Origin of the sequence: Methylobacterium sp. WL12 (assembly GCF_008039475.1) — a bacterium.
GTDB classification, from domain to species: domain Bacteria; phylum Pseudomonadota; class Alphaproteobacteria; order Rhizobiales; family Beijerinckiaceae; genus Methylobacterium; species Methylobacterium cerastii.
In genome coordinates, this window is the sequence record NZ_VRUW01000023.1 from 30,398 (window position 1) to 44,027 (window position 13,630).

The window sequence follows — 13,630 nt, forward strand, 5'->3', positions numbered from 1 at the left end:
CGCAACCTTGCCCCGGTGGGGCACGTCTCATGCGGGAAGGCATTTAGAATGCAGGGCTACGCAACCTCTTTCGGTCTCGGCTTCGTGGCAGGGATGCGCAACATGACGGCGTGCGCCGCCCTGGCCTGGGCCGCCTCGGAGGGCCGCACACGGGGAAACCTTATCCCGGCCGGCCCCGGCGTCCGCATGCTCGCCACGGGGGCGGCAATCGCCGAGATGGCCGGGGACAAGATGCCGTTCGCTCCGGATCGGCGCGTCCCGCCGTCCTTCGCGTTCCGGATCGCCGTCGGCGCGTTCGGTGGGTGGGCGTTGGCCGTGCACCGTTCGTCCCCTGAAATCGGGGCGCTCGCGGGTGTCGGAGGTGCGGTCGCCGGCACGCTCCTCGGACGGGCCGCACGGGGCCCGAACTCGCGCACGGGGCGCGGCCGCACCAAGGGCCTCGTCGAGGATGCGATCGCCGTCGGCCTCGCCGTGCTGGTTATCTCTTCGTCCGAGCGCCAACCTCAAACAAGCGATTCGACCTTCCGAAGCCTCAGCACCTAGTGCTCGAAATCTGATGCTTGGTACCGTCTGCTGCCGACCCGACTTGGTCGTAGCGAGTAGCCCCCGTGATTCCTACAAGCAGACACTAATCTGCGCTGCCGTTCGATTTCGAGTGCGAAAGTTATGCGCTCCGTACCAGTCGACCAAACCAAAGATCGATCTTGAACTGTAGATCGGCATTGCACCGGCATGACCGGGATCGCGAACGTTGTCCGCTGCAACCAGCGCAGTGGCGGCTCGGATCTGCGGAGCCGTGTAACCTTCGGCGTACGCGGAGCGAAGGTCTCAGAGCGTCGACCGGCAGTTAGCGAGTCTACGCCAGCGGTCAATCTTTGGGTGACAAGATGGATGATCCTCGCACCGTGATAAACCGTCGTGCCCTCTTAAGCACAGGTGCCGCCGTCTTTGCGTCCAATGTTTTCGTACCCTCGGCTCAAGCTGCCCCTGTCGCTCCGGAATTTGTCGGTATCGAGGGCTGGCTCAACAGCCGTCCCCTCAGCATGCAAGGACTACGCGGCCAGGTCGTGCTGATCAATTTTTTTGCCCGTGCTTGTTCCAACTGCATTGCAGCCATGCCCTATATTCGAGCATGGCACTCGCGGTATCAACAACAAGGATTTACCGTCGTCGGTATCCACACGCCAGAATTGCCGGCGGAAAAATCCCGACCGGCTTTGGAAGCTGCAGTACGACGTTTCGGTCTAAACTACCCAATTGCGGTTGACAATGATTCGAGTACATGGAATGCGTGGGGTAATAATTATTGGCCGACAGAATATATTGTAGATAAACAGGGTATAATTGTTTATTCTCATATTGGTGAAGGCGCTTACTCCCAGACCGAAGCGCTTATCCAGCGCCTCGTAGTCGCGTAAAACGTAGAAGAGGCGCGGCGCAATCGACGGGAATGTGCCGAAACCGACGATCTTTCCTGCCGGAACTGGTGTCGCCTTTCATACCTCGATTTGTCGAAAGCATAACGTCTCGAAACCACCCGATCCGGTCGTGGCGCGGATGGGCGAGTTGCAACCCAACTTCATCATAGAGCCCCGCTGCTGGGTTCCCGGAAGCGGGCGCTCGTTCGACGATAAACCGGCAGCAACGCGCTTCGAACGGAGGTGGAGTTACGTGTGCTGAGCCTGATCCTTACCCGCCTCGATCAGGGAACGGATGCGCGCAGCCATCGTGTCGATGGCGAAGGGCTTGGTCAGCACCGCCATGCCGGGGGCGAGATGCCCGTTGCCGAGGACGGAGTTTTCCGCATAGCCGGTGATGAACAGCACCTGGAGATCGGGACGCGACACCCGCGCTGCATCGGCCATCTGCCGCCCGTTCATGCCCCCGGGCAGGCCGACATCTGTCACGAGCAGGTCGATGCGCACGTCCGATTGCAAAACCTTCAGCCCGGCCGCGCTGTCGCCGGCTTCAATGGCCGTGTAACCAAGTTCCTCCAGGATATCCGTGACCAGCATGCGCACGGTCGGCTCGTCGTCGACGACGAGGACGGTCTCGCCCTGCTCGGAGCGCGCTAGCATCTCCGGCATGGCGTGGCTGGTTTCCTCCCCAACCTCGCCGAAGTGGCGCGGCAGGTAGAGGCATACGGTCGTGCCCTGCCCGACCTCGGAGTAGATCCGTACCTGTCCGCCCGATTGATGGGCGAATCCGTAGATCATCGACAAGCCCAGGCCCGTGCCCTCGCCCAACGGTTTCGTCGTGAAGAACGGGTCGAAGGCGCGCTCGATGACCTGGGGCGTCATACCCGTGCCGGTGTCGGTGACGCAGAGCGAAAGGTATTGCCCTTCCGGGACAACCTGCTGGCGCGATGCCGGCCCATCCATCCACCTGTTGGCGGTCTCGACCGTGATGCGGCCACCATCCGGCATCGCATCCCGAGCATTGATGCAAAGGTTGAGAAGCGCGTTCTCAAGTTGGGAAGGATCGACCAAGGTCGGCCAAAGGCCAGAGACGCCGATGAACTCGAATGGGATCGCCGGACCGACCGTGCGCTGGATCAGCTCCTGCATGCCCGACACCAGTCGGTTCACGTTGGTGGGTTTGGGATCGAGGGTCTGACGACGGGAAAAAGCCAGGAGGCGGTGCGTCAGAGCTGCGGCGCGTTTAGCGGCCCCCTGGGCGGCCGCCATGTAGCGCTCGACGTCATTGAACCGACCCTGCAGCATGCGGCTTTGCATCAGCTCCAGAGACCCGGAGATGCCTGCCAACAGGTTGTTGAAGTCGTGTGCCAATCCACCCGTTAGCTGCCCCACCGCCTCCATCTTTTGCGACTGGCGCAGGGCCTCCTCGATCCTCTCCCGCTCAGCGCTCTCGGCTCGTAGCCGGTCGTTCGCCTCGGCGAGATCGCGTAGATGCGCTCGCTGCTCGCTCAAGTCGGTCAGGACACCGCAGAGCAAGGGCGTGACGTCATCGCGTTGCAGGCGGCTGAGGGAGAGGTTGACCGGTAGGCTGATAGCGCCAGGGACAATCAAGGCCAGTTCGCCGCGAACAGCGCCATCCATCGCGCCTTCGAGCAGGCGCTGGAACGTCGGCAGATCCGCGCTCAGAACGAACGCATGCAGCGCCTGCCCGATGACATGCTCCTGCGAGACGCCGAGCATCTCGGCCAGACGCAGGTTGCAGTACAGGATCGTTCCATCGGCGCCGAGGGTTAAGGCACCTTCCTGGATCTGCTCGATGAGGACGCGATAGGGACGGTCTGCGTTCTCCAAGGTGTAGATGAGACGCTCGCCAGTGGCGTCCTCGACGACGACGGCATCGAAGTCACCGCGTTGGATCGCGGCCACGGTCTCCTCCGCCTCCTCCAGACGCGCCTCGACGACCTTCAATCGGACGCGCAGTTCCGCAGCCGTCAATCCGAACGGATCAGCGTCCATCGGCGGCCTTCCGAAGCGACATTGGCAGGTCGAGACCGGAGAGAACCCTAGCCTCGTCGGAGAGGTCCCCAATCAGGCGCTTAACCGGCAAAGGTTCCAGCCTGAGCAGCGTCGGGGCGGCGACGACTTGGTGCTTCTCGGCGAGATGGGGTTGCTGGAAGATATCGATGGTGGAGAGGTCGACCCGCCCGGCAAGTTGCTCGTCGCAGATGCGGCGCAGGTTCGCGATGGCGCGCTGCGAGCGCGGGGTCATGCCGGCCACGAACAGCCGCAGCACATACCGTGGTGGTGGATCGAAACCCTTTACCTCCTCGCTCAAGTGGTCCTGGCTTTCGGACGAAGATCGAGCCCAACCAAAACCTTCTCAGTGTTCGAGAGGTCGCCAATGATCCGCTTGAGCGGCTCAGGCAAACGACGCACCAGGGTCGGGATAGCAAGAATCTGGTCGCCCGCCGCAAGCTTGGGGTTCTTCATCAGGTCTATGACCTCGATGTCGTACCGGCCGGGTAGATGCTCTTCGCAGATGCGTTTCAGGTTGGACAACGCAGCCATCGACTTCGCTGTCTGACCCGCCACGTAGAGGCGCATGTGATAGGGACCGGGATCAATCTCGTCGCCGGTGATCGGGTCCTCGCTCATTCGGCTGCGCTCCGTCGTACCGTAATCGCCCGGCGCTCCACCCCCAGCAGCGTCTCACGGGTGTCATCCTCATCCCGCAGGACGCCCTCTTCCTCCTCGGCCACCGCTAGGCTGGCGCGCAGTTCCGCGATTTGCCGCTCGATAGCCTGACGTTGTCGGATGACCTCGCGCTTACGCCGTTCGGCCTCTTGGGTCCGCCGCAGGGCAATCGCCTGTTCCTCTGCTTCCTGGACGACGCGTGCCGTCCCCGTCAGCACGCCGGCCGGTCCGACATACGCATCGACGAGCTTGATCCCGGCCGCCGACATCTGGAACTCACGAACCTGGTTGGAGTGGCTCATGCCACGGGCCTTGATTACGTAGAGAGTGCGTGTGCGCTCGCCGTTGGCCTCGACATCGATGAGCTTGATCCACGCGTCCATCAGTGAGGACAAGCCGAGGTCCCCGACCTGATCGAAGGTGCCATCCGTACGAAGGCTGGTGAACACCGCCGTGATCCCGCGGCTCTTCAGCATGTCGACCATGCGAAGAAGCGTCGCCTGCAACTCGACCGCCGGCCCACGCAAGGCCGAGATTGGATCGATGACGACGATAGTCGGCCGGAAGCGCTCAATATCGCGATGCATCCGCGCCAGATGCGTTTCCAGGCCGAATAAGGTCGGGCGAGCGGCTTCGAAGCGCAGTAGGCCACCGTCGACATGCGGCTTGAGGTCCACGCCGACGGAGAGGGCGTTGCGGCAGATCTGCGCACCACTCTCCTCGAAGACGAACGACATGCAGCGCTCGCCGCGCCGGCAGGCCGCGTCGACGAGGTGCGAACTGATCGTGGTCTTCCCTGTTCCGGCCACCCCCGAGACGAGGATGCTGGAGCCGCGGTAGAACCCACCCGGCGCGAGCATCGCGTCAAGCCCATCGATGCCGCTCGATACGATATCGTTCGAAACCTCGTAGTCGAGTTCGGCGGACGTCACGGGCAGGACGCTGATGCCATCCTGATCGATCAGGAAGGGGTACTCGTTGGTGCCATGCGCCGAACCACGGTACTTCACCACTCGCAGGCGGCGCGTCGTAACCTGATCCTCGACACGGTTATCGAGCAGGATCACGCAGTCGGAAACGTACTCTTCCAGGCCCTGACGCGTGAGCTGGCCGTCACCGCGCTCGCCAGTGATGACGGCAGTCAGGCCGCGGTCCCGAAGCCATCCAAACAAGCGCCGAAGCTCGGCGCGCAGGATGCTCGCGTCAGACAGTCCGGCAAACAGGGTCTCGATGGTATCGAGCACGACGCGCTTGGCGCCGATGGTGTCGACGGCATAGCCGAGGCGGATGAACAAGCCTTCGAGGTCGTACTCACCGGTTTCCTCAATTTCGCTGCGCTCGACGCGAACGTGGTCGATGGCGAGCTTGCCGTCAGCCACCAGTGCATCGAGGTCGTAGCCAAGAGAGGCGACATTGGCAGCGAGATCCTCGGCGCGCTCCTCAAAGCTCATGAACACGCCCGGTTCGTCGAACAACGTCGCGCCGTTCACCAGGAAGGTCACGGCGAACAGGGTCTTGCCGCAGCCAGCTGCGCCACACACGAGCGAGGGACGTCCCGCAGGTAGGCCTCCGAAGGTGACGTCGTCGAAGCCAGAAATGCCGGTTCGCGCTTTTGGTAAGAAGCGCCCCATGGAAACGTCAGGCGTCACGTTTCATATCCTTTGCTCCCGGCTGCCCCTGCAAAAGGGCGCCTGGGGTCACTTGCGCGATCCGGTCTCGTAACGCCGTCTCGATGAAATTCGTCAAGCTGCGGTTGTCACGCCGTGCACACTCCCGCGCTGCGATGAGAAGGGCAGGCTCGATCCGAAGGGCGAGTGGGGTCTTCAAAATCATCCTTCCGAAACCCGGCGTAGCGGGCTTGGCCTAACTCTTGGTATCGCGAGCAGCAATACGACGATAGCACTTGTCACGGGAAGGTGTCCCTGAGGGGCATGCCACTATGTCGTCAACAGCTTCTGTATACGCTCGTCCGGAAGCCGACTGGCTGAAAACCACCCGTATTTGCCGTGGTTCTCTGTCTTGCCAAGCCAACTGCAAGCAGGCGTTCCCAAAAAAGAAAGGGCCGCCCAAAGGCGGCCCCGAGATCAAACCGTGCCGGAATGTCAGTACCCGCAGCCGTAGGGCGAATACCCGTAGCCACCGCCATAGCCGTAGCCGACCGGCTGGCCGTAGCCATAGCCGCCACCATAACCACCGCCGTAGCCGTAACCGACCGGACGAGCGTAGCCGTATCCGCCGTAACCATAACCACCGTAGGCGTTCGATGCGATGGCGCCCGCCGCGAGGCCGGCGATGCCAAGCCCGATGGCGGCACCCGGTCCGATCCCCCGGCGCCCGTAGCCGCCACCGTAATATCCGCGGCCATACCCACCGCGGTACCCGCCGTAGCCACGACCATAACCGCCGCCGAAGCCGACGCCCCTATACCCGCCGAAACCGCGACCGAACCCGCCGCGACCGAAACCGACTCCCCTGTACCCGCCGCCGAAGCCACGACCGAACCCGCCGTGACCGAACCCACCACGGCCAAAGCCGCCGCCATGACCGAAGCCACCACCATGACCGAAGCCACGAGCCTCAGCGGATGGCGATGCTAATACGCCAAGGCCCAAGGCTGCCGTCGCAACAAGAGCAATCTTATTCATGCGCAAAGAATTTCCGGAGATGTTTTGCATAATTTAAGAACGGTGTCGGAACCACGACAGTTCCATATTCGTCAGGCTAAAACACTACGTAACAGACCATGCAGTCACTGCCCTCGGTTTGTACCGGTATAGAATGACTACGCGAAGCACGATGCTTGAGGTGAACGCATTACGCATTCAGACGGCGGGTCGTGATGCGGATACGCGGCCTAACGACCGTGGAGACGGCTTGACAGGGCGGCATCAACTACGGTGGCGGAGCGCATCGGCGATGGCCAGGATCACGGGCGCACGCTGTCGCCGGCATCCCGACGCCGCGTAGGCAGCACTCCATTCGCCGGCAAGGCCACCAGCGCCGTCATGGGAATGGTGACGCCGGTCGACCTTGCGCCCCCCTCGCTACCTTGGATGGCGCGGTGCCATACTGGGGTCAGGCCGGGCTCGCGAAGAAGAAGGCCAGGCCGAACAGGACGTAGACCCCGAGCAGCAGGAGGCCTTCGAACCACGTGGTTTCGCCGTCGCGGGCGATGGCGTTGACGATGAAGGCGGTGCTCGCGATGCCGAACAGGTGCAGCGGGTTCGAGAACACCAGCGACATCGGGTGGCCAAGCGCCCAGGAGATGATGGCCAAGAGCGGTGCCAGCACCAGCGCGACCTGGATGGCCGAGCCGATGCAGATATTTAAGACGAGCCCCATGCGGTCCTCATGGGCGAACCACGCCGCCGCGAACAGGTCGCCGGCCGTGCCGACCAGGGCCAGCACGATCACGCCGAGAAACATAGGCGAGAGGTGCAGGCTCCCGGCGGCCTCAGTGATCGTCCCCGAGAGCATCTCGGACTCGAAGGCGATGGCGACCGTCGCGGCGATCAGGACCCCGATGGCGAACGGCAGGCTCCAGTCGGCCTCGCCGCTGCCCTTGTCGTTCGAGAACACGTCGCGGTGGGTGACCAGCGTGAAGGCGAGGTTAGCGAGGTAGAGCAGCAGGAGAACGACGGAGACGCCGAGGCTGACCTCCTCGTCGGTGATGCCCAGCGTTTTGCCCTGGCCGGACATGCGTCCGCTTAGGTCGAACACCGCCGGCAGCAGCAGGGCGATGACGACGAGGATCAGCAGGGTCGACAGCAGGCCGGCGCGCTCGGCGTTGAACTTCTGCCGCTCCCGTGTCGCCCCGCCGACGATGATGGCGAGGCCGAGCCCGAACAGGCTGGTCCCCATGATAGACCCGGCGATCTGCGCCTGCACCACCGCGGCCTCGCCGCGCAGCAGGACGAACAGCGCCAGGACGAGCTCGGCGATGCTACCGAAGCTGACGGTGAGCAGACCGCCGATGGCAGGCCCCACCCGGTCGGCAAGCTGGTCGGTGGCGCGTCGGACCCACTCCGCCAGAACGGCGATGGCGAGGGCGCTGGAGGCGAACACCAGGAGCGGCGAGGCCCCGACGAGGTACTTCAGCGCCGCCGAGATCGGGATGAGGACGAGGAGGAGGGTGAAGACCATGTGGGGTTACGATATCCGATGGAGGTGTACCGGCCGACGCGGGCCGGTGCCGTAGGCGTCGTCTCTCAGCCGGCGCGCAGCGTGCGCCGCGCGACCATGCCCAGCGTCGAGCCCTGGACGATGATGGTGAAGAGCACCACCGCGTAGGTCGCAGCCAGGATCGCGGGCTTGGCGTCGCTTTCCGGAATGGACAGGGCCAGCGCCACCGAGATGCCGCCGCGCACCCCCGCCCAGGTCAGGAACGGCACGTTGCGCGGCGAGAGGTTGCCACCCCAGCGGAACATGAGCAGCGGCGTCGAGACGGCCACCAGACGGGCGATGAGGACGATGGGGACGGCGCAAGCGGCGAGGACCAAGCCGCTCACCTCGAAGCGCAGCACCAGCACTTCTAGCCCGATCAGCAGGAACAGGACCGAGTTCAGCACCTCGTCGATCAAGGTCCAGAGGGCGGAGACGTAGCCCTGCGTCCGCTCGCTCATCGCGTCGCGCGGGGCCCGGTCGCCGACAAGGAGCCCTGCGGCGACCACCGCGAGGGGGCCGCTGAAGTGGAGCTTCTGGGCGAGCGCGTAGGTCCCGGCGACCAGCGCCAGGGTTATCAGCACCTCGACGGGGAAGTCGTCGATGGCGCGCATCGCCCGATAGGCGACGTAGCCGGTGACTACCCCGAGGACGAGGCCGCCGCCGGCCTCCTGCACGAGCAGCTTGGCCACGCCACCGGCGCTCGTGGTCTCCCCGCCCGAGCCCGCGGCGAAGGCCACCAGAACCGTGAACAGCACGATGCCGATGCCGTCGTTGAACAGGGCCTCGCCTTGCATCTCGACCTCCAACGCCTCGGGAACCTTCACGTTCTTGAGGGTCGCCAAAACCGCTACCGGATCGGTCGGGCTGATCAGCGAGCCGAATACAAAGGCCCAGGCGAGCGGGACCGGCCTGCCGATGGCGTCGGCCGCCAGCCAGAACGCGCCGCCGACGAGGGCCGTGGATATCAGGGTGCCGACCAGCGCCAGCGTCGCGACGGCCCAGGCTCGGTCGCGGAGCATGCGCAGGTCGAGGCTCATGGCGCCGGCAAACAGCAGGAACGCCAGCATGCCGTTCATCACCACGTCGGTGAAGTCGACCTGGCCGAGCACCTGGGTGAGGTCCGCGTAGAGGTGCTGGGCCGGGAAGGCGAGGTCGAGGCCGACGAGCGAGAGCGAGGCGAGCAGCCCCATCACGAGCAGGCCGATGGTGTGCGGCATCCGCAGAAAGCGACGGTTCAGCCAGCCGAACAGGGCCGAGAGGGTCAGCAGCAGGGCAGCGAGGTCGAAGATCGAGATCATGGGAATCTCCGACCCGCATCAAGGCGGGCTATGGGGCAGTTTTCGGTCCGTGCGCTCATCGCGGCTGCAGTCGTTCGGTCATCCCCGCCGCGGCAAGAACCGCGTTGGCCGTGGCGACGTCCTCGGCGCTTCGCTGAACAGGTGTCGTCGGGGTTTCGCCGGCCCGACGGCATAGGCGGACAAGATAAGGGAAGTGATCCGAGCCGAAGGCGTCGAGGCGCTCGATGGAAACCGTCGCGAAGCCGCCCTCGTGGAAGACTTGGTCGAGCGGCCAGCGCAGCCAGGACGAGTGCGCGTTCCAGGTCGCGACGTAGCCATACCCGCGGCGTGGGTCGATCAGCCCGGACAGCCTAGCCATGCGCTCCACCGCGATCTCCCAGGGCGTCGCGTTGAGGTCGCCGGCGAGGATGCCGGGCTCGACCCGTTCGCGCAGCACAGACGCCGCTGCGTAGAGCTGGGCGTCCCGTCCGCGAGCGGATTGCCAGGGCTGCGGCGGCTTCGGGTGAAGACCGATGAAGTCGATGACCTCGCCGCTGCGCAGGGTGACGCCGGTCACGACAGCCGGAGTGTCCTGCCCTCCGAGATGCCGGATGCCGCCGTTTACCAGGGGCAGCCGCGAGAAGAAGTGGATGCCGTAGTACGACCCCGTGATCCGCTGCAGGGCATGGGGCATCGACGCGAGCACGGGCTTCAGGGCCTCGTCCCACCACGCGTCGGTCTCCATCGCGAGGAACAGGTCGGGCTCCTCCCGCGCGACGGCCTCAACCAGCGGCGCGGCGTTCCGGTTCCCGAACTGCACGTTCGCGATCAGCACCGAGAGACGGCGCTCGGCCGGGCATGCGTCGACCCGCATCCCACCCGTGGGCCGATAAGGCCACAGGATCCAGGCGTTGACCGCCAGTGCGAGGGTTGCGAGCGCAAGAGCCGGAAGGGTCGACCTCGGAGATCCCTTGAGGAAGGGGAACAAGGCCAGACCGACGACCAACGAGCCGACAGCGAAGGGCAGGCGCGGGAAGTCGAGCAGCCGGACCGCCCACCATTCGGTCGGGATCAGCGGGATCAGGCTCGCGGCGGCCAGGACGGTTGCGAGCAGGATGAGCGTATTGCGGACGAGGGCCTTCACGAACGGCGCTCGGCAGGTTGGCCCGTCTCCGGGCGGGCTACGCCGGTCAGGCCGTCCCCGCGGTCGGACAGCGTCTTGAGCACGCTGATCGAGCCGTCTGTCTCAAGCACGACCGCGGAGGCCTGCGATAGGTCGTCGAGCCCTTCCGTGCGCAGGGCGGAGAGCACGTCGTCCCGTGTCAGCCGCTGGCGGCGCATCGCACCCTCGACCAGCTGTCCCTTGTGGGCGAGCAACGTCGGCTCGGCCTTGACCAGCGACCGGACCCACGCCGAGCGGACGCTCGACCAGGTGATCAGGTACTGCAGGCCGATGAGGGTCGCCAGGGCGAGCACCCCTTCCAGCAGCGCGACCGACTTCGTCAGGACGATGGACGACAGCGTCGAGCCGAGCGCCACGGTCACAACGAGGTCGAAGGCGTTCAGCTTGGTCAGGGTGCGCTTGCCCGAGATCCTGAGGAACAGGATCAGCGCGACGTAGGCCAAGGGCCCGACCACGATGACCCTGAGCAGGCCGGACCAAGTGTCGAAGAACATGGAAGGCGGCCTCCGGGTGTGTTCCCCGGAGGGATGGGCATCGACATGCGGGCTTCCCGTCGGGGAGGTCCGCGGACGTTCCGATCAATCGCCGGTCATCGCATGTCCTTCGGCAGGTGCTTGATCGGGTCCGTCCTGCCGCCCTGGCTCTTGCCCTGGACCGAACCCTCGGACTGCATGACGTCGGTCGAGGATTGGATCGCGCTCGGCGGCGCGACCTGACCGTTGCCCTCGTGGCGCGCGTTTCCGGCGCCCTTCGTCGTCGAGGTTCCGGAGGGCAGCGTCCCGGGGGTCGGCTGGTCGATGGAGCTGGCTGCCGACTGGGCGACCGCGGGGCCTGCAAGCGCCACGCCGGAGGCGAGCATGACGGTTCCGACGATGCGCCTGACAACGGGACCGGACGCCAGCAGGGTGAAGTTGGGCGAGCTCATGCGAAACGTCCTGTCGGTTCGGCGGTCATCGGGGGTCCCGATCTGAAACCCCGCCGAACCCGTTGGTTCCTGTTCCTGACGCGAAACCCATGATGCGGGACGATCCGCTTGCAGGTGGTCCGTCCGACCTTCCATGTCATCGCCGCGGCCGGCGAGGCATGGAGCGACGATGCCACGGCGGGCCGGCCCACCCATGAAAGGGGTAGGCCGGCCGTGGTGTCGGGTTACTTCGGCATCAGGACGCTGTCGATGACGTGCACGACGCCGTTCGACTGGAACACGTCGGCCTGCTCGACGAAGGCGCCGCCGCCCTTCTGGTCGATCAGCGCCAGCCGGTCGCCGTCCATCTTCACGGTCAGCACCTGGCCCTCGACCGTCTTCAGGTTGGCCTCAGTACCGCCCATCTTCGCCTTGGCCATGAGTTCCTTCGCGTCAAGCTTGCCCGGGACGACATGGTAGGTGAGCACGCCCGTCAGCGTCTTCTTCATGTCGGGCTTCAGCAGGGTGTCGACGGTGCCGGCCGGCAGCTTCGCGAAGGCCGCGTTGGTCGGGGCGAACACCGTGAACGGACCCTTGCCACTCAGGGTGTCGGCGAGCCCGGCGGCCTTCACGGCGGCGACCAGGGTCGTGAGGTTGCTGGCCTTGGAGGCGTTCTCGACGATGGTCTTGTCGGCCATCATCGGCGCCCCGCCAACCATGGGGGCGGTCTCGGCGAAGGCCGGCGCCGCGAAGGCCAGGCCGGAGGCGAGGAAGGCGGCGGTCAGGGTCGTACGCATCATCGAAAATCCTGTTGATGTCATCGAGGCTCGATCATCGAGGCTCATGACGACGTTACGGATCGATGTGGCTTCCGGTTTCGCCGCAATCATCACAAGAAAGTCATCCTCAAGCTGACTATGACCAAGGATTAATTTTCGTTCATGCCACGCATCGCGCCGGTGTACTGCGAGTCGCTTGTTATGAGAGACGTTGCCAAGTCCGTTTGTCGATCCGTTTCGTGGCGGTAACTTACGAAATGTTCATGGGGCGGGCGACGATTTTTCTGAACGTTTCCTGAACGAGGACGTTGTGGCCCCGAACCGTGCAGCCTTGAAGGGCACATGCCTGGCCCCGTGGTCCGGCATCCCGATCTGCACCTTCGAAGCCCTCACCCGGAGAACGTCTTGTCCTATCGCACCATCACCGCCGCCATCGCGCTCGCTTGCCTCTCAGTCCCGGCGCTCGCACAGACGGCGCCCGCAACCCCGACCACGGGCATGAGCTCGTCCTCCGACATGGGGATGAAGATGGCCGACACCGCGACGGTGAAGCTCAAGTACGTCACCGTGAAGCCGGCCGACGTGATGTCGTCCAAGCTCGTCGGCACGACCGTCTACAACAACAAGAACGAGACCGTCGGCGAGGTCGAGGACCTGGTGATCGAGAACGGCAAGACCCTGACCGGCGTCGTGGTCAGCGTCGGCGGGTTCCTCGGCATGGGCGAGAGCTACGTCGTGCTTGACCCGTCGACGCTCGCCATCAGCGATAAGGACGGCAAGTGGATGGTCCACGCCGACACCGACAAGGACACCCTGAAGAACGCGCCGAAGTTCACCTACTCGAAGATGAAGAAGTGATCCGCCACACGAAAGGAGCGACGACTATGAAGCACACCCTCCTCGCCTCGGCGCTTCTGGCCGGCCTCGGCCTTGGCGCCTCGACCCTGCCGTCCTCGGCGCTGCCCGTGAACGCGGCCGGCATCGGCACCTCGACCGGCTCCGACCTTGTTCAGGTGCGCATGTCCCGCCGGCAGATGCGGCGCCACCGCAGCAGCGGCGGCAACGCCAACATGCCGTCGCGCCGACCCGGTGCGAAGCAGTACGGCCAGACCACGGGCGGCCCGCGTCGCTGAGACGGTCCGACATCGCCCGCGTGGATCAAGTGTCCTCGCGGGCAAACGATGAAGCGCCGCCGGCTGGCTCATCCGCCA

General features: G+C 64.9%; 14 protein-coding genes and 1 pseudogene. 4 read left to right on the plus strand and 11 right to left on the minus strand.

Annotated features, from left to right (window positions below):
- Positions 1-48 precede the first annotated feature (48 nt).
- Both FV226_RS11290 and FV226_RS11295 read left to right on the plus strand, forming a co-directional pair.
- Positions 49-543 (plus strand): hypothetical protein, encoded by a 495-nt coding sequence (locus FV226_RS11290; protein WP_147762970.1) that lies wholly within the window; start codon positions 49-51, stop codon positions 541-543.
- A gap of 344 nt (positions 544-887) precedes the next feature.
- Positions 888-1,418 carry a redoxin domain-containing protein gene (locus FV226_RS11295; protein WP_147762971.1) on the plus strand — a complete coding sequence of 177 codons (531 nt, stop codon included), beginning with the start codon at positions 888-890 and terminating at the stop codon, positions 1,416-1,418.
- Positions 1,419-1,667: 249 nt separating this feature from the next.
- Here the strand turns inward: FV226_RS11295 and FV226_RS11300 are convergent.
- The 11 genes and pseudogenes from FV226_RS11300 to FV226_RS11350 all read right to left on the minus strand — a co-directional run.
- Positions 1,668-3,407: pseudogene (locus FV226_RS11300) on the minus strand (ATP-binding protein); the annotation flags it as partial.
- Positions 3,408-3,423: 16 nt separating this feature from the next.
- Positions 3,424-3,753 carry a circadian clock KaiB family protein gene (locus tag FV226_RS11305; RefSeq protein WP_246691563.1) on the minus strand — a complete coding sequence of 110 codons (330 nt, stop codon included), beginning with the start codon at positions 3,751-3,753 and terminating at the stop codon, positions 3,424-3,426.
- Positions 3,750-4,073: a circadian clock KaiB family protein gene (locus tag FV226_RS11310; protein ID WP_147762973.1), complete on the minus strand. Its 324-nt coding sequence runs from the start codon at positions 4,071-4,073 to the stop codon at positions 3,750-3,752. The genes FV226_RS11305 and FV226_RS11310 overlap by 4 nt, the downstream gene beginning before the upstream one ends.
- Positions 4,070-5,743, minus strand: a complete 1,674-nt coding sequence (kaiC, locus tag FV226_RS11315) for a circadian clock protein KaiC (protein WP_147763007.1) — start codon at positions 5,741-5,743, stop codon at positions 4,070-4,072. The genes FV226_RS11310 and kaiC overlap by 4 nt, the downstream gene beginning before the upstream one ends.
- Before the next feature lie 471 nt (positions 5,744-6,214).
- Positions 6,215-6,757 (minus strand): hypothetical protein, encoded by a 543-nt coding sequence (locus FV226_RS11320; RefSeq protein ID WP_147762974.1) that lies wholly within the window; start codon positions 6,755-6,757, stop codon positions 6,215-6,217.
- 430 nt (positions 6,758-7,187) lie between these two features.
- Positions 7,188-8,255 carry a calcium/proton exchanger gene (cax, locus tag FV226_RS11325; protein ID WP_147762975.1) on the minus strand — a complete coding sequence of 356 codons (1,068 nt, stop codon included), beginning with the start codon at positions 8,253-8,255 and terminating at the stop codon, positions 7,188-7,190.
- Between the two features lie 65 nt (positions 8,256-8,320).
- Positions 8,321-9,574: a sodium:proton antiporter gene (locus FV226_RS11330; protein ID WP_147762976.1), complete on the minus strand. Its 1,254-nt coding sequence runs from the start codon at positions 9,572-9,574 to the stop codon at positions 8,321-8,323.
- Positions 9,575-9,629: 55 nt separating this feature from the next.
- Positions 9,630-10,697 carry an endonuclease/exonuclease/phosphatase family protein gene (locus FV226_RS11335; RefSeq protein ID WP_147762977.1) on the minus strand — a complete coding sequence of 356 codons (1,068 nt, stop codon included), beginning with the start codon at positions 10,695-10,697 and terminating at the stop codon, positions 9,630-9,632.
- Positions 10,694-11,230 (minus strand): YetF domain-containing protein, encoded by a 537-nt coding sequence (locus FV226_RS11340; protein ID WP_147762978.1) that lies wholly within the window; start codon positions 11,228-11,230, stop codon positions 10,694-10,696. The genes FV226_RS11335 and FV226_RS11340 overlap by 4 nt, the downstream gene beginning before the upstream one ends.
- Before the next feature lie 95 nt (positions 11,231-11,325).
- Complete coding sequence (locus tag FV226_RS11345; RefSeq protein ID WP_246691564.1) at positions 11,326-11,661, minus strand: hypothetical protein; 336 nt, start codon at positions 11,659-11,661, stop codon at positions 11,326-11,328.
- Positions 11,662-11,885: 224 nt separating this feature from the next.
- Positions 11,886-12,440, minus strand: a complete 555-nt coding sequence (locus tag FV226_RS11350) for a fasciclin domain-containing protein (protein WP_210246508.1) — start codon at positions 12,438-12,440, stop codon at positions 11,886-11,888.
- Positions 12,441-12,824: 384 nt separating this feature from the next.
- Here FV226_RS11350 and FV226_RS11355 point away from each other — a divergent pair, with 384 nt between their 5' ends.
- Positions 12,825-13,277: a PRC-barrel domain-containing protein gene (locus tag FV226_RS11355; protein ID WP_246686197.1), complete on the plus strand. Its 453-nt coding sequence runs from the start codon at positions 12,825-12,827 to the stop codon at positions 13,275-13,277.
- A gap of 26 nt (positions 13,278-13,303) precedes the next feature.
- Positions 13,304-13,552: a hypothetical protein gene (locus FV226_RS11360; protein ID WP_147762980.1), complete on the plus strand. Its 249-nt coding sequence runs from the start codon at positions 13,304-13,306 to the stop codon at positions 13,550-13,552.
- Positions 13,553-13,630: the final 78 nt, after the last annotated feature.

Bases quoted from the DNA above. Each gene is read 5' to 3' on its own strand.
- FV226_RS11290 (WP_147762970.1), top strand. From the start codon at position 49: ATGCAGGGCTACGCAACCTCTTTCGGTCTCGGCTTCGTGGCAGGGATG.
- FV226_RS11295 (WP_147762971.1), top strand. From the start codon at position 888: ATGGATGATCCTCGCACCGTGATAAACCGTCGTGCCCTCTTAAGCACA.
- FV226_RS11310 (WP_147762973.1), bottom strand. From the start codon at position 4,073: ATGAGCGAGGACCCGATCACCGGCGACGAGATTGATCCCGGTCCCTAT.
- kaiC (WP_147763007.1), bottom strand. From the start codon at position 5,743: ATGGGGCGCTTCTTACCAAAAGCGCGAACCGGCATTTCTGGCTTCGAC.
- FV226_RS11320 (WP_147762974.1), bottom strand. From the start codon at position 6,757: ATGAATAAGATTGCTCTTGTTGCGACGGCAGCCTTGGGCCTTGGCGTA.
- cax (WP_147762975.1), bottom strand. From the start codon at position 8,255: ATGGTCTTCACCCTCCTCCTCGTCCTCATCCCGATCTCGGCGGCGCTG.
- FV226_RS11330 (WP_147762976.1), bottom strand. From the start codon at position 9,574: ATGATCTCGATCTTCGACCTCGCTGCCCTGCTGCTGACCCTCTCGGCC.
- FV226_RS11340 (WP_147762978.1), bottom strand. From the start codon at position 11,230: ATGTTCTTCGACACTTGGTCCGGCCTGCTCAGGGTCATCGTGGTCGGG.
- FV226_RS11345 (WP_246691564.1), bottom strand. From the start codon at position 11,661: ATGAGCTCGCCCAACTTCACCCTGCTGGCGTCCGGTCCCGTTGTCAGG.
- FV226_RS11350 (WP_210246508.1), bottom strand. From the start codon at position 12,440: ATGATGCGTACGACCCTGACCGCCGCCTTCCTCGCCTCCGGCCTGGCC.
- FV226_RS11360 (WP_147762980.1), top strand. From the start codon at position 13,304: ATGAAGCACACCCTCCTCGCCTCGGCGCTTCTGGCCGGCCTCGGCCTT.